A 17,071-nucleotide genomic window follows, 5' to 3' on the forward strand; every position below is an offset into this window, starting at 1 on the left:
GAAAAATCAGCTAAAGATTTGTTAATTTTTCCCTTCTCGATCATATAACTCATCTGAGTTCTTATCTTCATCATCCAGTCCCGGTCTTGGCATATATGCAGACTGAGAGTTCCAAGGCGCAAACACTGGTAGCAAGAGTAATCCCGGTAAAGCAGCCGCAATAGTGATCAGGAAAAACACAGACCAACCAGTGGATTGTGCGATCGCGCCAGCTGGTGCTACAAAGATATCGCGACTGACAGCCATAAAGCTAGAGAGCAAAGCATACTGGGTTGCAGAAAAGCGCTGGTTGCACAGACTCGTCAAAAAGCCCAGAAAAGCCGCTGTTCCTAACCCCCCACAGAAATTCTCTATATTAATAGTCAGTACCAACAACTGATAATTTTGGCCTGCCTGCGATATAGCAAAATAACCTAAGTTACTTAATGCTTGCAGACCACCAAATACCCAAAGCGATCGATTAATCCCGATTTTGCTAAGAATTGCCCCACCTGCTAGAGTTCCCACAATCGTTGCAAGTAGACCCATGCCGCCCTGAATTGCGCCGATGTCGGTTTTGGTGAAGCCGACATCAAGCAAAAACAATCTGGACATATTGCTAAGTAGGGAGTCGCCAAATTTGTAGAAAACGACGAACAGCAGAATTAAGACAGCCTGAAACCAACCATTACGTTGAAAAAATTCCAAAAATGGTAATATGACTGCTGCTTCTAATGATTGGGGTTTATTGTTGTCTGAGACTGGTTCTGGTGCGAAAATCGAGGCAGCTAAACCGATCGCCATAAAAGCCGCCATGATTAAATATACTGTAGGCCAAGGCAGACGATCGGCAAGGATAAATGCCAGGGAACCTGTGACGAGCAGAGCAATACGATAACCTAAAACGTAAACTCCTACACCAGCTCCCAATTCCAGTTTGTGTAAAACGTCAGTGCGATAAGCGTCAATGGCGATGTCTTGGGTTGAACTGAAGAAGGCAATCAATAGGGCGTTTAGGGCGACAAATTGTAACGCTTGAGCGGGGTTTTGGAGAGATAATGCGGCTATAGCCAGTACCAAAACCAATTGCGTTAAAAACATCCAGCCGCGACGCCTTCCTAAAAAGGGCGGCACAAACCTATCTAGGAAGGGTGCCCAAAGAAACTTTAACGAATAGGGCAAACCCACCAAACTAAAGTATCCGATCGTACTCAGATCTACTCCCTGTTCCTTCATCCACGGTTGCAAGGTAGTACCCGTCAAAAACAAGGGCAATCCCGATGAAAAACCCAATAATAAAAGAGCCGCCATTTTGCGACTCTGGAAAACTCGTAGAAAAGATGATACTGGTTTCACGACAAGTTACATCAAACTATGGACTTGAGCTATCTTCCCACAGGAAAGAGCATCTCTCCGGAGAGGTTGCTATCGCCGCCTACTTGTCGATTTGGCGGGTGGGTCGTAGCCGCGCCAGACGCCAACCAAGACGCCTTGCACCTGCACTTGGTCGGCTTGCGCTTCTATGGGCGTATACTTGGCATTTGCAGGCTTGAGGGTGATGCGATCGCCTCTTCTGTAAAAGCGTTTTAAGGTGGTACCGTGACCTTCTACCCTTGCCGCTACAATTGTGCCGTTTTTGAGCAAATCGGGATCTGATAGGGGTCGCATCATCACCACATCGCCTTCTGCAATCATTTCTTCGATCATGCTGTCGCCCATTACCCGCAAGGCAAATGTTTTGTCTGGTAATAAGACTGTGGAAAGATCCAGTCGTTCTACCGCATCGGTGAAGGGTTCGACTAAATATCCAGCTGCGATCGATCCCAAAATCGGTACGCCTTCCGAGGACGGTTGCATAATCTGAATCGTGCGGGCTTCTCCTTTTGTCCAGGCAATATATCGTTTAGTCCGCAAATGTTCCAAACGACTTTGCACCGGCGCGGGCGATTTTAGGTTCATCGCCCGCATCATTTGGCGAATCGAAGGGGGGTAGTGATGCTGGCGAATATAGTCTACCAGCCAGTCGTACAGTTCTTTCTGAGCTTCTGTGAGGGTTTCCATAATACGCTTGGGAAAGAGTTACAAGTTATTTAGTTATGAGTTATGGGTTTTTAATTCATAACTCATAACTTTTCCTCTTAGAACATTCGTACTATTAAAATACCCAATTTGTCCAGTAGGAAAGTCAAAAGTCAAAAGTCAAAAGTCAAAAAAAAGAAGAGATTTTAGCACTCTGGACTGAGTTGTGGCGACTCACCAGTGAGGATTCACGACTCACGGTTGAGTTGTCTGACTTTTGACTTTTGCCTAATTCCCAGCGCCTAGTAAACTGGCAAGCAGAGCCTTTTGGGCGTGCATCCGATTTTCTGCCTGATCCCAAACCATTGACTGGGAACCTTCGATTACCTCATCCGTAATTTCTTCGCCACGGTGAGCTGGTAAACAGTGGAGTACGATCGCGTGGTTGTCTGCAATGCTCAACAACTTTTGATTTACTTGATAAGGTTGGAAAATCGGGATGCGATCGTTAGCTGAATCTTCTTGACCCATGCTGGCCCAGACATCGGTGTAAAGCACGCAAGCTCCGTTGGCGGCGACAATTGGATCGTTTGTCACTGTAACTTCAGAGCGATCGCCTGCGATCGCGCTTGCCTGTTCTACAATGGCAGCATCCGGCTCATATTCTGCTGGTGTGGCAATTCTGACATTCATCCCCGCCATCGCACAGCCCAGCAGCAGCGAGTTTGCCATATTATTGCCATCGCCTAAATAAGCCAACGTGACACCCTTGATCGAGCCAAAGCATTCCTGAACAGTTAACAAATCTGCCAACACTTGACAAGGATGTTCCGTGTCGCTAAGCGCATTGATTACCGGAATCTTGGCATAGTCAGCAAATAGTTGCAGATCCTTCTGCTCAAACGTCCTCACTGCCAAAATGTCAAGATATCGATCCAGAACTCGCGCCGTATCGACCAAAGGTTCCCCGCGACTCACTTGGGTGACATTGGGATTAAGGTCGATCACCTGACCTCCCAACTGGTACATCGCCACCGAAAAGCTCACCCGCGTCCTGGTCGAAGCTTTGTAGAACAGCAAGCCCAGGACTTTGTTACACTTTAAGTCTACTTTTCCTGCCTTCATCTGCGCGGCCAGTTGCAGGAGTTCGTGCAACTCGTCTGCACTCAGGTCTGCCAGACTCAGTAAATCTCGTCCTTTCAATGTATCCATCTTCATCCCCGATCGATAATATTAAATCCGCTTTTAGATTAGATCGGTAAAATTTTCAACCCCAAACACACAAAAAGATGGCTCTTCCGTATTTACTATGCTATTTGAGTTCTTGGGCAGAGGGGCAGAGGGGCAGAGGGGCAGAGGAATAAAAATGTTATTTCTAACCAAATACATAGCGTTCGGCTACTTTCCAGTAGCGCGAAAAGCGCTTGAGGTCGATGTAGCCGTCATATTTAAGAAATCGCTCGCTCTCCAGCACTTCCACCTGCACAGAACGCTCAATTTCATGGCAGATGGCATCAAACCGAGGACTGGGACTTTCTGCCGTTACAACCATGTCGGCGTTATGCTCTTTAGCAAAAGCCACAACTTCAGCTGCTACGTTACCGCGACGAATGACGACTGGCAACTCTAGCAAACACTCATAGATAAATGCGATGCGTTTAAGACCGATTTGCCACTCTTCCAGCAGTGCGTCGTCCCAAACCCAAATAGCTGGTGCGTCAGGATGTCCTTTTAATACTGGGTTATAGGGACTCAGACAATCACCATGCACCCATACAATTGGATTATTGTTCATTGTTCATTGTTTATTCTTTATTGTTATCACCGTGGTTTTTTCCCGCGTTGCCAACTTTGGCTACCACTGCGATTTTCAAATGCTTCAGCTTTGGGAAACAGACGTTTTTCTAGTTCTTCATAGCTGCCTTCAAGATCGCAATGACCGTAAAGAGGACATTGGCGACAATAAACACCTTCCGTGTACCGTTCCAAATTTTCGCGATTGAAAAAATATGGCTTGTGACTAAAGGTGCTGGCAACCCATTGCCAGGAGAGGTTATTGCTAGCTGGATCGCCATCTAACAAATGTTGGAGAAACCATTTGGCACCCGCTTGCCAACGAATGCGCCGCCAATGCACTACGTAAGCTGCCATCCACATCCGTGCGTGGTTGTGCAGGTAGCCGATTTCTTGCAAGTCGCGGCTGAAACTGTCGATACAAACTAAACCTGTAGTTCCAGATGAAATGTCATCAGGCAGGGTATCGGCGTATTCTTTGAGGGAGTAGCCAGTTTTGTAGGACTCTTGGTCTTTCCAGATGTCATCCCCCAATTGAGCATACAACCGCTGCCAATAATCGCGCCAGCCGAGTTCGTTAATCAGTTTGGTAGCATCGTTTTGGTTTTTTACTTTACTCAGCACGGCATCTCGCACTTCTGCGAGACTGAGGACGCCGTAGCGGAGGTATGGTGACAGGCGCGTTACGGCACCTGTGAGGAAATTGCGGGATTTGGCATAGCGTGCGGGATCTACCTTTTGCAGCACTTTTTCAGCGGCTTTGCGTCCGCCTACTGTCTCGCTGATTTGATTATCGCGTGCAGTAGCCTCTGGAAATTGCTCTCGCAGGTACGTAACCAGCTCGTCTCGACTGGCAAATTCGCGTCGCATATCTTTAGTCATGGTTATGCCTTGTATTTAGCCTGCGTAGGCAGGCGAGAGTACGCGCAAGCCGGGATTTCAATCGTCTGTCTGGGTATTTTTTCCTTCCGTCCTCAAAACTGACTAAACTGCTTTGTGTTGATTATTTGGAGACAAACAATGCCCCCTCTTGCCAGAGTATCAACTGCGATCGGCTTGGTAAAGCTTAAAAATCATATGTATGCCAGTATTCCCCTGCTGCTGTTGGCAGTAGTCGGAACGCAACTCTATGGGCGGACGGTGGCGCTGGAATCGCACACCATTCAGCAGGTTACTACAGGCGGGGACGCCGGTACTGCTGTCGTAGCCCAAAATACTCCTAGAGCAAATTTTACTCTAGCCAAAACCTTGTCCGAGCATTCCGGTGGGGTTGGCGCGATCGCCATTAGCCCTGATGGTCAAACTCTGGTTAGCGGCAGTACTGACAAGACTATCAAAATTTGGAATCTCGACACAGGTGAAGTAAAAAGAACTTTCATCGGACATACAGCCCCGGTTTTAGCGATCGCTTTTAGTCCCGACGGTCAAACTCTGGTAAGTGGGAGTAGTGACAAAACTATCAAAATTTGGAATCTCCGTACTGGTAAACTGCGACGTACCCTTTCTGGACATTCGGGCGGGATTTATTCTGTTGCGATCGATCCTCAAGGTAGAACGTTGGTGAGTGGTAGTGGAGACGGTACGATAAAAATTTGGAATCTTAGAACTGGAGAGTTGCAGCGCACTCTATCTCCCCGTTCTGGGATGATTTTATCTGTTGCCATTAGCCCCGATGGCGACACTCTCGCCACTGGCAATCAAGATTTAACGATTAAACTTTGGAATTTGTCAAGTGGTGAACTGCTGCGTACTCTTTCAGGACATACTTATTATGCAATTTGGTCGGTTGCTTTTAGCCCGGATGGTAAAACTCTGGTTAGCGGTTCCCAGGACACTACCATAAAGATTTGGAATTTAGAAAATGGAGAACTTCTCCGCACCGTGACCGATCAAAGCCCGGTTTTTGCTGTTGCTATTAGTCCCGACGATCGAACTGTTGCTAGTGGGAATCAAACTAACGAAGTGAAACTTTGGAATATTAATACAGGAGATTTGCTGCAAACGCTTTCTGGGCATACTGATCGAGTGCGATCGATCGCTTTTAGTCCCGATGGAAAAACATTAGTTAGCGGTGGTAGCGGCGCGGGAGATAAAACGATTAAAATTTGGCGATTGGAGTAATAGAGATACCCCCAACCCCCCTTAAAAAGGGGGGGCAAAAGGCGAGCTAGAGGTAAGAATTTTTGACTTTTGACTTTTGCTTAGCATTACTAGGACACCGATTCAGTAATGGTAGGGGCGTTCGCTAAAAATGCACCAATAAGTATTACTGAATCGGTGTCCTAGGACGGGCGAGACGCCCATCCCACAAGAAGTTGTTGGATATTTTTTTGTTTGGAAGTCTCTTACTCAAACACAGGAGGCCAAAGTTCAGAAATCTCGATTTCCCAACCAGTAAATAACTCTGGAATTGTCAATTTATCCGCAGACGCCAGCACAACTGGCTCGTTATTTTGACGATAAACAGTTACAGTTAATTTATCTGGATCGATCAGTATTCCAACCAACGCCCCTAATGTTAAAAATAGCTCAACTTTCTCTTTCAAGGGACGGATACGATCTGTTTTGGATTTAATCTCCACTACCAAATCAGGAACCAATTCAGCAAAGTCCCGTTGACTTCTTCTAAGTCTATCTGCCGAGACAAACGAAACATCTGGAGCCCGCAAATCTGTATTTGGCATAATAAACCCGCCCCTGGAATCAAATACTCGTCCTAACCTGCGAGGATTCACCCAAACTTTTAGTAGGTAAATGAATTGAGCGCCAATTTCGCTAGACTCGATATCTGATAGCCCCATAACGACAATGTTTCCTTCCTGTAGTTCTATCTGGTAATCGCGCTTATCTTCTTGCAGCTTTTCTTGCAGTCTTTCTAAATCTTTGATAGTCAGATTCATACTTGCCCTCTACTGGTATATCTGAGCAACTAACTATTCTATCTTGAGTAGCTAAACTTTGTACATTCTCTACAAGCTTTATTCCATGCCAAAATTTATACTCAAAACAAGAATTATTGTATTTGTACCAAACTGGTCAAGACTTTGCAGATATAATGAAATTATTACCCCAAGCATATTACGATGGTTCAAATCATTCAAGCCCAAAACCTGACTCTCGTTGAGTTAACAGAAAGATTTGGCTTAACAATTACTTATGACGATCGATTCTTTACTGAATGGTTGGACAACCTACCCGAACCCACAGACCTAGAAAAGCAACTGCTAACCAGAGTTAAAGATAACTATCTCAGCTTGCTTGGTTAATCGCCACCCCATATCGGAAAATATGGTTAAAATGGTGGTAGTTGAGCATTTGCTGGACTTGGCAGGATTTTATCAACTTCCATTTGATGTCAAAGACGAAAAATCGGTAGATATTTATGTACCAGATGAAGATGCAATCGTGCGCGGGCGCTTAGATTTCCTTGTTTTCAAGAACCAGTTATGGTTAGCCATTATCGAGTCAAAAAATGCCGGTGTTTCCATTCGAGAAGCTATACCTCAAACCCTGGCTTATATGCTAGCTAATCCCCAAGCAGATCGACCGATTTTTGGCTTATTGACAAATGGCGATGATTTTGTATTTATGAAATTAACCCAACAAGATATACCCAAGTATGCTTTATCTGATAAGTTCACGCTTTTGAAACGAGAAAATGAACTGTATCGCGTCCTGAGTATTATGAAAAAACTAGGTCAACTTTTCAGCTAATCGCCATGTCTAATCGTCCCATCTATCTCGATAACCACGCGACCACACCCCTTGACGAAAGGGTTTTAGCCGCAATGCTTCCCTATTTCACAGAACATTTTGGGAACGCCGCCAGCATCAATCATCTCTACGGTTGGGAAGCAGAAACTGCTGTGAAACAAGCACGGCAAATCTTAGCAGATGCAATTAACGCTACACCTGAAGAAATTGTCTTCACCAGCGGCGCTACCGAAGCGAACAATTTAGCTATCAAAGGTGTCGCTGAGGCTTATTTCCAAAAAGGGCGTCACGTCATCACGGTACAAACAGAACATAATGCTGTTCTCGACCCTTGTCACTATTTAGAATCTCTTGGTTTTGAAGTTACATATCTCTCAATCCAAAAAGATGGTATCGTTGACTTAACTGAATTAGAAAAAGCTTTCCGTCCAGATACAATTTTAGTTTCGGTGATGGCTGCTAATAACGAGATTGGGGTGTTGCAGCCTTTGGCAGAAATTGGGTCAATTTGTCGGGAACATCAAACGCTTTTCCACACGGATGCGGCACAAGCTATTGGCAAAATACCTGTAGATGTAGAGGCGATGAACATTGATTTGATGTCTCTGACGGCTCATAAAATATATGGCCCCAAAGGGATAGGCGCACTTTACGTCAGACGCCGCAATCCTAGAGTCAAATTGGCACCTCAATTGCATGGTGGGGGACACGAACGGGGTATGCGTTCCGGCACATTGTACACGCCGCAAATTGTGGGATTTGCTAAGGCGGTGGAACTGGGAATCTCGGAAATGGACTCGGAAACGGAACGCCTCACTGCTTTGCGCCAGCGTCTGTGGGAAAAAATGGAACCCATGGGTTCCATTTTTCTCAACGGTCATCCTACACAACGACTACCGGGAAACCTTAGTATTAGTGTGGAAGGTGTGGATGGATCGGCCCTTGCATTGGGATTGCAGCCTATGGTAGCTGTATCTTCCGGTTCGGCTTGTACTTCTGCTAAAACCGCTCCCTCTCACGTTTTGATGGCTTTGGGACACTCGGAACAGTTAGCTTATGCGTCGATTCGATTTGGGATTGGGCGATTTAATACGGCAGATGAGATCGATAAAGTAGCACATCATGCGATCGCAACTATCCAAAGCCTTCGCAAACAGGCGATCGGATTTCACTGAAATCTAAAATCTGAAATCTGAAATTTCCCCTTCTACTACCAGACTACTTGCTCCCGCTCCTCCACCACCTGTCTGTAAACTTCTTCTGTCTGCTTAGCCAACTTGGGCCAGCTGAACCGATGTTCTAACTCTGCATAGGCATTGTCAACCAGCCACTGGGAATAAGATGGATTTTTCAGCACTTCCAAAATTCCCCACGCCAGAGAATCAGCGTTGTTAGCCCAAGTGACAACACCTGTTTTGCTGTGTCGCACTACCTCTGGCAAACCACCACTATCGGAAACCACCACCGGAACGCGAGCGGCAAAGCTTTCTAATGCTACAATGCCAAAAGGTTCGTAAAGACTCGGAAAAACAGCGCAATTAGCCACAGTCTGGAATTTATCCAGATCCGCATCTGACATAAAGCCAGTAAAATTGCATTTATGCCAAATTCCTAAGTTCCAAGCTTGAGTCTTCAGGTGGTTGATATTGCCCCCACCAATAATCACAAATTTAACGTTGCCTCCCATCTCCCAAATTACCTTTGGGGCAGCATTCAGCAATACTGAAACGCCTTTTTCATGGGACATTCGACCCACGTAGTAGATAATTTTCTCTTCATCCTTGGCAAAGCGGCGACGGAAATCCCAAGCGTTAAACTCGTGCCAGCGCGGTTTCTTGTCCGCTCGAATACCATTGTAGATTACATCTATCTTGTCCCACGGGCTTTCCAGCACCCTTTCTACCTCCCGCCGCATATAATCGGTACAGACAATAATCCGCCAAGCGTTATAGACGAGCAGTTTTTCTTTGCCGCTGACGTAGCGCTGATCGTTGTTATGAATACCGTTGTAGCGACCGTACTCTGTGGCGTGGATAGTAGCAATTAGGGGGACTTTAAAAGTGTGTTTGAGTGCGATCGCCGCATCTCCAACTAACCAATCATGGGCGTGAATCAAGTCAAACGGCCCTTCCTCCAACATCAGCTTACCGCCGTGGGTGCCCATGCTAATATTTAGGTTGGCTACCCAGTGGAAGAGGTCGTTGCTCCAGCCAACTGGCACTCTGTGGACTTGTATACCTTCCACTATTTCATACAGAGGTGCTTCGCCAAATTCTGATGTAATCAAGTGGATTTCGTGCCCCAGTTTGACAATTTCTGGATACAACTCTGCTACATGACGAGCAATTCCTCCGATCAGCCGAGGCGGAAATTCCCAAGTTAACACCAAAATCTTCATCAGCGCCCATCCCGAAGACTTAATTTATCTGCACCAAGTTTTACATTTCTCAATATTATTAGCACGGCAATTTTAGCTAATACTCCTATTTATATGACAAAAATGTCATATAAATAGCTACTCCTTACACTTATTTCTTCAAAATTGCTTCTGTCTCTTGACGGAACTTTAGCCAAGCAGATACTGCATCTGGATTAGAGGCTGCTGCTCTCTGCATTAAAATAACTCCATCTTTAAAACCGATAATTCCGTATAACTTGTTACCGAATGTCAGATCGATGGTGCTAAAGCTGTCTTTTAAGACTTGGCGATCGGACTTAAAGGCGACTTGATACTGTTGCAACTGCCACAGATCGGCTAGAGCATAATCCACATAGACAACTTCTCGCGCATCGTTTTGTAGCTGCAACCCAGGAAATCGGATGATTTCACGTCGGCCAGAAAGATGAGGCACAATATAGGTCGTGGCTGCCACACTCGCATCTGCTGGAATTTTAGCGAATAGCGATCGAATTTCACCTGCGTGTTGCCATTGGCGCGGTAAAGAAACATACACCCACGGTTGAAAAGAATCTGGCACCAGGAAAGACAAAGTTCGATTTGGATTGGCAACGATCGTAAAAAATAGCGAAAGACAGATACAAAACGCCCAAAAGCGTCGAAACGACAGCTTTTTATACCATTTTGGATGTTCCGACAACCAGAGAATCGCCCCGTAAAATAGTCCTGGAACCACAGACATAGCATAGCGAATGTTGATTGCCAGAACTGACTCTCCCTTACCCAAGAAGAGTTTGAGAAGAGGAAATCCAGCGATAGACCAAGCTGCTGGAGAAAGTGCTGGCACAAAAGCCAAAGGCAACCACTGAGCCAATAAATATTTTATCGTGCCAGGAAAGGGTGAAAACATCTCAACAACCAACCGCCAGGGGTTTTTAATCATTCCCCAGATAATTTCCACAGTGGAAGCTTCTTCTTCTCCTTCAGCATACTGACCAAACCGTTCCATCATGAACCGCTGGGAAATATCCGCAGAAAACAGCGGCATGATTAAATTGGTCAGTAAAATCATGTAAAGGAAGCTGAGAACGCAGACGCCAAGACCAATTCGCGGAAAACGTTTGCTGGCTATCATGTATATACCTACACCAAACAGCCCCACACCCGCATCTTCACGTACCGCCAAAATTAAAACAGCTAGTACGCCAAACAACCACCACCAGCGTTTTTCCATTGCCAGCAACAGCCCAAACGTGAATAGCGGTATCTGGCAGATGTCGTGGAAGTTACACAAAGTAGGGCCGACAACCGCGTTAGCTCCGTAAAAACTGACTGCGATCGCAGTCGCTATAGGTGGGTTAACATACTGTCGGGCAAGTACGTATAAAACTAACCCAGCAGCAGTAACTAATGTAACCTGCAAAACCGTCAGCGTTGCTGGTGAGGGAAACAAAGCATACAACGGTATCCAAAGCAACAAAGCTGGAGTAAAATGTTGTCCCAAGCGATGATAGTACACAGCCGGTACTTCGCCGTTGTGGACGACGTTGGTAGACAGCTGGGAGGAGAGAGAGCTTTGAAAAAACCGACCGTGAATGCCGTTCCAAAAAACTTGATTGAAAATGCCTTGGTCGTAAGAAGAATAAAAGGTGTAGTGTCGGTGCAGCGTCAAAATTAGGGCCAACACAAAGAATGCGATCGCAAAGCGTGTAGCTTGGCAACGTATCGCCCCACCAACTGCAACCCTCAACCACTGATACTTCTGCCCGTTTGACACCATCCCTCACTCACACTTCTATTACTCACGACTTAGTATAAAGCTCCCAAGTGCATTCTCTGCCCAAAACCCATGACTCCATAAATAACCTCTATCTTTGGACTGGTGTTTAGCGCCAATAAGCAAACTACGGTACGAAAGTTCCCATAACAAGGTAGCTTAGAAGTACGAGCATAAATTAGCAGGCATTTTCTTAACTCAGATTACATGGCAGCAGATGCTGAAAAGTCTATTCATACGCATGCCAATAAGTTTACGCCGAAGGGCGGGACGATCGAAGTTTCCATTCTCCACCGCATCGCTCAGAAAGTGCAGCTAAGTGTTTCCGACACTGGCCCCGGCATTCCCAAGGAAAATCGCTCTAGCATTTTTGAACACCACTTCCGGCTCAAACGCGATGAAGCTCAAGACGGATACGGCATTGGTTTATACTTTTGTCAGCGCATCATCCGGGCTCATTACGGTCGCATTTGGGTAGAGTCGGCTCCTGATAAAGGCAGTTGCTTCCATTTTACTCTACCAATTTACCGATAGAGACTGGAAAATTGAGCAGAGGGGCAGAGGGGCAGAGGGGCAGAGGGGCAGAGGGGCAGAGGGGCAGAGGGGCAGAGGAGAGGAGAAAAGAAATAAAAATCTTCTTAAGTCAACAAAAGCATAGCAGCTCCGAAAGAGCCTAAAAATGTGATTTTTTTGAACAAAAGCCCTATTTTTACTTTATTTACCTATATCTACTTATTTCTCAATGCGTTTTTCTCAATGCGTTAATAATCTGAACATTGGCTTCGGGAAAGGTGTATCGATCTAGCTCATCTAAAGTGACCCAGCGAATCTCATCGCATTCCAAGGGCTGCGGCTCGCCGTTTGTGTGACGGCATTGATGTACTGTGAGGGTAACGGCAAAGAGACTGTAGATATGATCGATCGCTATTAAGCGATCGCCCACTTCAATTTCAATTCCCAATTCCTCCCAGATTTCCCTTTTGATACACTCCTCAACAGTTTCACCGGGCTCTATTTTGCCGCCCGGAAATTCCCACAATCCTCCCATCAAACCATCTTGGCGGCGTTTGTCAATTAAAATTTCTGCTCGATCGTTCCAGATCACCGCAACGCCAATAAATTTATGGGGTAAAATCATAGGGCATCGGGCATAAAGCTTCTGAAAACTACCATGAGTTCCCAAATAGTAGAACTCGGCAGAGCAACTCTACAGCCTGCCGAGCCGAATTTTATGGCAACATCAAGACTTTTTGCCAGCCAACTTAAAGCCAACTTCCTAATCAGCTTCCGACGCATTGGCTTCACTGGCTAATAAAGATTTCTCAAAAGCCATACGCTGTTCTGCATTGCGGAGAAAATAACCGCTAATCATCGCCGAGGCCAACAGCCGACCAAGATTTTCCCGATTTGTGGTGATCGTTACACCAAAATGTTCGGATGGTAAATTGCCCAAAAGACCGACAATATTGCGTTCCATCACCTGATATACATCTCCAGACGATGGCCTGGAAAGCTGTGAGATCATCTCTGGACTCATAGACTGCACGTATTGCCACAGCCAATTACCTGACTCCGAATCATTTCCGAACAACTCTGGGCCTTGATGGGATGATTTGTTCACCTTTTACCTCCGTTGCAGTTGAGTCTTGTTAAACTTTGACTTTTAGTTGCCAAGAGCAGCTTGTTATTTCCAGAGATCGGATAGTTATTAATTGTTTCTAAACACCACTGTAGCAATCCGGTCTTGGCAATGAAGTCGTTCTAACCGAACCAAAAATGCCGGTCACCTGCAGTTGTCACCCACCATCGGCCAGTGACAATAGTTTTCTCATTAGCTGGCGATAAATTCATCCATATCAGCTTTGCGCTTGCGGAGCTTGCTTAAGGCTTCCCTTTCAATCTGCCGTACTCTTTCCCGGCTAATATTGAGGAGATCGCCAATTTTAGCCAGGGTTAAAGCTTGGCCGTCTTCCAGCCCAAAGCGCATCGCTAATACTTCTCTTTGCTGAGGAGTCAAATCCGCCATCAGCTTTTCTAGGTTTGTTTGAAGGGCTGACTGGATGGCAAATTCTTCTGGGGAAGACCCAGTATCCTCCAACAGTTCTCCTAGCTCCGTATCCTGATTATCTCCCACGCGCAAATCTAGCGACAAAGGCTGGCGTGCCCTTTCCAAATATTCGCGCACCAGCTCGGGGTCTAATTCCAGTTCCTTAGCTAGCTCCGAAGCGGTGGCAGCTCGTCCCAGCTGTTGGGACAACTGACGCTGAGCTTTTTTAATTTTGTTTAGCTTCTCCGTGATATGAATAGGCAAGCGAATCGTGCGCCCTTTCTCAGCTATAGCGCGGGTGATCGCCTGACGAATCCACCAATAGGCGTAGGTTGAAAATCGATATCCTTTGGTAGGGTCGAATTTCTCTACCCCTCGCTGCATTCCAATGCTGCCTTCCTGGATTAAATCTAGGAGGTCAACGTTGCGCTTGATGTACTTCTTGGCCACTGACACTACCAGTCGCAAGTTAGCTTCCACCATCCTGCGTTTGGCGTTTTCACCTTCTTTAATCTGCTGCTCGAGTTCTGCTTCAGACAGCCCACATAGCTGCGCCCACTCGGTTAGAGTAGGTTCGTGTCCTAACTGAGCTGCCAGCGCCTCTTTCTGAGCCTGCAATGCTGTTGAGCGCTGTACTTGTTTGCCGTACATGATCTCCTGCTCGTGAGTGAGTAGGGGAACCCGCCCTATTTCACGTAGGTAAGTGCGCACAAGATCTGTGGATGTCTGAGCGGTCTTCATGGCGCTTTCTGGGTCAAAGTATTAACAATTGTAACGTTTATTAGGAGCGTTTGTACACTACCTTAGATTTATTGCTGGTGCTGTTTGGCTCTTTGAACAGGGGATCGTACTTAGAGATTAGCTATAAATGGGGTTAAATACTGCATCCGGCGACACTTCCAAGTTTTAAAGGGAGTAAAATTTGGGGGCTTTCGCGAATACAGCCTCTAGCTTCTAGCCACAGTGAGTGCAAAAATAATCCATACATTTTTTGAGTGGGAATTACAGCATGAAGATTCATCCTATACTACAGCGTGCTTTTGACCAAGGCCGCGCTCTCAAAATTATCAGTGGTTTGAATAATTTCGATCGCACGCGAGTAGCCGCGACTGTGAAAGCGGCAGACCTTGGTGGTGCAACATTTGTTGACATTGCTGCCGATCGCGATTTGGTGACGATGTGCCGCCAGTTGACAAATATGCCAATTTGTGTATCGGCTGTGGAACCCGAAAAGTTTGTCTCAGCTGTGGCTGCTGGTGCAGATCTGATTGAAATTGGTAACTTCGATAGTTTCTACGCGCTTGGGCGTCGATTTGAAGCGGCTGAGGTGCTAGATATTACACGGATTACGCGATCGCTTCTGCCCGAAATTACTTTATCGGTGACTGTTCCTCATATTCTGGAACTATCCGAGCAAGTGCAATTGGCAGAAGCCTTGGTAGAAGCCGGTGCGGATATTATACAGACGGAAGGTGGCTTCTGTGCCACCCCAACTCACCCCGGAACCTTGGGAACGATCGAAAAAGCCGCACCCACTCTTGCAGCAGCATTTGAAATTTCCCGTGTAGTCTCAGTCCCAGTATTGTGCGCTTCTGGCATATCCAACGTCACAGCTGCGCTAGCTATTGCTGCTGGTGCTGCTGGTGTCGGTGTTGGCTCAGCTGTCAACCAGTTAAATAGCGAAATAGCTATGGTAGCGGCTGTTCGCAGCCTGGTGGAAGCCTTGGCTACAGTCAAACGCGATCGCGTTTCGGTCTAGGATTCGGCAAAGAGAAGACTTTTTTCAAGATATACCTGTAGGCATAACAAAAAAAGGGCTGAAATCAGCCCTTTTTTGTACAAATCAAGGAAAAAATAACAGCAGATAAAAATCATTAAGATGGGCAATACCCACCCTATAAATTGCTCATCCCAAATCCGCGTTAACTACCCTCTTTTTCACGAACCGCCAAAACGCCAAGAAGAAGAGTGAGAGAATCAGGGGGTAATTGTTGCGGACTCGGTATCACCTGACCACTTGGGCGGTAGCATTGAGCAATATTTCAGCCAAGCAATCTTTCAAACCATAAACCACCTGTTCTTGCTGCGCTGGAGATAATTCTGGGAAAATTGGCAGGGACAGTACCTCAGCACAAGCCTGCTCTGCTACTGGCAATTGACCTCTTTGGTAGCCTAAACTCTCGTAGACAGGCTGAAGATGGAGTGGCAAAGGATAGTAAACCATTGAACTAACACCCTGCTTCTGCATCTGGTTGCGTATCAAATCCCGAAAGGAGTTTTGAGTTAAAGAGGTAGCTGTGGAATCTGCTGTTTCTCTAGCTATTACCCGAATCGTGTATTGATTCCAGACACTTTCACCTCCAGCTAAAGCTTGGGGTAAAGAAATTCCTGAAATTGGCTCTAGCAGCTGGTGATAACGCGCCGCAATTTCACAGCGTTGAGTATTCCAGATATCGAGATACCGCAATTTAACTTGGAGAATGGCAGCTTGGAGAGTATCTAGGCGGCTGTTGATGCCGATCGCTTCGTGGTGGTAGCGACTGCTACTGCCATGCTCTCGGAGCATCCGTATTTTAGCCGCTAGGTTGCGATCGTTGGTGGTTACCGCACCGCCATCGCCACAAGCCCCTAGATTCTTAGTCGGGAAGAAACTAAAGCAACCGATATGGCCAATACTACCTACTTTGCGTCCAGCCCATACTGCCCCTATAGCTTGGGCGCAGTCCTCTATTACTGCCAAACCGCGAGATTCAGCTAAATTCATCAACCGTGTCATATCGACTGGTTGTCCAAACAAATGCACTGGCAAAATTGCCTTAGTCTTGTTTGTAATCGCAGCTTCTAGGCGATCGACATTTAGATTGAAAGTTTGGGCCTCAATATCAACAAACACCGGCGTCGCGCCGACAGCACTGATTGCCTCGGCTGTGGCTATAAAGGTAAAGGGCGTCGTAATCACCTCATCGCCATGTCCAATCCCCAAAGCCCGCAATGCCAGGTAGAGTGCATCGCTGCCAGAATTGCACGCCGAGCATTCTGAAACGCCCACATACTTTGCAAACTGTTGCTCAAAACTATCCACTGGGGAACCGCCGATGTATCGGCCAGAAGCCAGTACGTCTGATACAGCTGCATTTATTTCTTTCTCAAGGCTTTTGTACTGCCGCGCCAAGTCAACAGGGGGAATGTTATTCACTCGCTTACCACAAGTTTTTAGTTTTAATCGTTAGAAGTACCGGATGGCCCGTCAGCCCCGCAGTCGCGCAGTCGAGGTGAATGGCTTGTTCCGATGTATATTTTTCAACGATTATGGTAGATTATCTTAGGTCAGAAAAGGATCTTG

Annotated in this window: 17 protein-coding genes and 1 pseudogene; 6 read left to right on the plus strand and 12 right to left on the minus strand. The window is 46.3% G+C overall.

Features of this window, described 5'->3' with window-relative positions; genetic code table 11:
* Window positions 1-21: 21 nt before the first annotated feature.
* The 5 genes from LAY41_RS04210 to LAY41_RS04230 all read right to left on the minus strand — a co-directional run bounded on the left by LAY41_RS04210 (window position 22) and on the right by LAY41_RS04230 (window position 4,674).
* Window positions 22-1,290: an AmpG family muropeptide MFS transporter gene (locus LAY41_RS04210; RefSeq protein ID WP_249094460.1), complete on the minus strand. Its 1,269-nt coding sequence runs from the start codon at window positions 1,288-1,290 to the stop codon at window positions 22-24.
* Between the two features lie 114 nt (window positions 1,291-1,404).
* On the minus strand, window positions 1,405-2,040 hold the full coding sequence (gene lexA / locus LAY41_RS04215; RefSeq protein ID WP_249094462.1) for a transcriptional repressor LexA: 636 nt from the start codon (window positions 2,038-2,040) through the stop codon (window positions 1,405-1,407).
* A 246-nt stretch (window positions 2,041-2,286) separates the two neighbouring features.
* Window positions 2,287-3,210 carry an ornithine carbamoyltransferase gene (gene argF / locus LAY41_RS04220; RefSeq protein WP_249094464.1) on the minus strand — a complete coding sequence of 308 codons (924 nt, stop codon included), beginning with the start codon at window positions 3,208-3,210 and terminating at the stop codon, window positions 2,287-2,289.
* A gap of 163 nt (window positions 3,211-3,373) precedes the next feature.
* Window positions 3,374-3,793 carry a hypothetical protein gene (locus LAY41_RS04225; RefSeq protein ID WP_249094467.1) on the minus strand — a complete coding sequence of 140 codons (420 nt, stop codon included), beginning with the start codon at window positions 3,791-3,793 and terminating at the stop codon, window positions 3,374-3,376.
* Between the two features lie 26 nt (window positions 3,794-3,819).
* On the minus strand, window positions 3,820-4,674 hold the full coding sequence (locus LAY41_RS04230; RefSeq protein WP_249094470.1) for an FAD-binding domain-containing protein: 855 nt from the start codon (window positions 4,672-4,674) through the stop codon (window positions 3,820-3,822).
* 138 nt (window positions 4,675-4,812) lie between these two features.
* Between LAY41_RS04230 and LAY41_RS04235 the strand changes: the two genes are divergently transcribed.
* A complete protein-coding gene (locus LAY41_RS04235) occupies window positions 4,813-5,913 on the plus strand; it encodes a WD40 repeat domain-containing protein (RefSeq protein WP_249094472.1) in 1,101 nt (366 codons plus the stop codon).
* 224 nt (window positions 5,914-6,137) lie between these two features.
* Here the strand turns inward: LAY41_RS04235 and LAY41_RS04240 are convergent, their stop codons facing one another.
* Window positions 6,138-6,692 carry a Uma2 family endonuclease gene (locus LAY41_RS04240; protein ID WP_249094476.1) on the minus strand — a complete coding sequence of 185 codons (555 nt, stop codon included), beginning with the start codon at window positions 6,690-6,692 and terminating at the stop codon, window positions 6,138-6,140.
* A 183-nt stretch (window positions 6,693-6,875) separates the two neighbouring features.
* Here LAY41_RS04240 and LAY41_RS04245 point away from each other — a divergent pair, with 183 nt between their 5' ends.
* Genes LAY41_RS04245 through LAY41_RS04255 form a run of 3 tightly spaced genes read left to right on the plus strand, consistent with a single transcriptional unit; the run spans window position 6,876 to window position 8,681 of the window.
* Window positions 6,876-7,058, plus strand: coding sequence for a hypothetical protein (locus LAY41_RS04245; protein ID WP_249094478.1), 183 nt, complete (start codon window positions 6,876-6,878; stop codon window positions 7,056-7,058).
* Between the two features lie 22 nt (window positions 7,059-7,080).
* Window positions 7,081-7,506 carry a type I restriction enzyme HsdR N-terminal domain-containing protein gene (locus LAY41_RS04250; protein ID WP_249094480.1) on the plus strand — a complete coding sequence of 142 codons (426 nt, stop codon included), beginning with the start codon at window positions 7,081-7,083 and terminating at the stop codon, window positions 7,504-7,506.
* Window positions 7,507-7,511: 5 nt separating this feature from the next.
* Complete coding sequence (locus LAY41_RS04255) at window positions 7,512-8,681, plus strand: IscS subfamily cysteine desulfurase (protein WP_249094483.1); 1,170 nt, start codon at window positions 7,512-7,514, stop codon at window positions 8,679-8,681.
* A 35-nt stretch (window positions 8,682-8,716) separates the two neighbouring features.
* Here LAY41_RS04255 and LAY41_RS04260 read toward each other — a convergent pair whose 3' ends face one another.
* Both LAY41_RS04260 and LAY41_RS04265 read right to left on the minus strand, forming a co-directional pair.
* The gene (locus tag LAY41_RS04260) at window positions 8,717-9,904 is read right to left on the minus strand and encodes a glycosyltransferase family 4 protein (protein WP_249094485.1); all 1,188 of its coding nucleotides are present in this window, start codon (window positions 9,902-9,904) and stop codon (window positions 8,717-8,719) included.
* Between the two features lie 130 nt (window positions 9,905-10,034).
* The gene (locus tag LAY41_RS04265) at window positions 10,035-11,684 is read right to left on the minus strand and encodes a DUF2079 domain-containing protein (RefSeq protein WP_249094488.1); all 1,650 of its coding nucleotides are present in this window, start codon (window positions 11,682-11,684) and stop codon (window positions 10,035-10,037) included.
* Between the two features lie 237 nt (window positions 11,685-11,921).
* Here LAY41_RS04265 and LAY41_RS04270 point away from each other — a divergent pair.
* Window positions 11,922-12,215: pseudogene (locus LAY41_RS04270) on the plus strand (ATP-binding protein); the annotation flags it as partial.
* 205 nt (window positions 12,216-12,420) lie between these two features.
* Here the strand turns inward: LAY41_RS04270 and mutT are convergent.
* The 3 genes from mutT to LAY41_RS04285 form a co-directional block, all read right to left on the minus strand.
* Window positions 12,421-12,819 carry an 8-oxo-dGTP diphosphatase MutT gene (gene mutT / locus LAY41_RS04275; RefSeq protein WP_249094491.1) on the minus strand — a complete coding sequence of 133 codons (399 nt, stop codon included), beginning with the start codon at window positions 12,817-12,819 and terminating at the stop codon, window positions 12,421-12,423.
* Between the two features lie 138 nt (window positions 12,820-12,957).
* Window positions 12,958-13,302 (minus strand): DUF760 domain-containing protein, encoded by a 345-nt coding sequence (locus tag LAY41_RS04280; RefSeq protein ID WP_249094496.1) that lies wholly within the window; start codon window positions 13,300-13,302, stop codon window positions 12,958-12,960.
* A gap of 210 nt (window positions 13,303-13,512) precedes the next feature.
* Entirely contained in the window at window positions 13,513-14,469 is a 957-nt protein-coding gene (locus tag LAY41_RS04285; RefSeq protein ID WP_249094498.1) for an RNA polymerase sigma factor, RpoD/SigA family, read from the minus strand.
* Between the two features lie 268 nt (window positions 14,470-14,737).
* Here LAY41_RS04285 and LAY41_RS04290 point away from each other — a divergent pair, with 268 nt between their 5' ends.
* Window positions 14,738-15,487 (plus strand): DUF561 domain-containing protein, encoded by a 750-nt coding sequence (locus LAY41_RS04290; RefSeq protein WP_249094500.1) that lies wholly within the window; start codon window positions 14,738-14,740, stop codon window positions 15,485-15,487.
* Window positions 15,488-15,733: 246 nt separating this feature from the next.
* Here the strand turns inward: LAY41_RS04290 and LAY41_RS04295 are convergent, their stop codons facing one another.
* The gene (locus LAY41_RS04295) at window positions 15,734-16,924 is read right to left on the minus strand and encodes a DegT/DnrJ/EryC1/StrS family aminotransferase (RefSeq protein WP_249094502.1); all 1,191 of its coding nucleotides are present in this window, start codon (window positions 16,922-16,924) and stop codon (window positions 15,734-15,736) included.
* Window positions 16,925-17,071 lie beyond the last annotated feature (147 nt).

It is taken from the genome of Argonema galeatum A003/A1, assembly GCF_023333595.1.
GTDB lineage: Bacteria > Cyanobacteriota > Cyanobacteriia > Cyanobacteriales > Aerosakkonemataceae > Argonema > Argonema galeatum.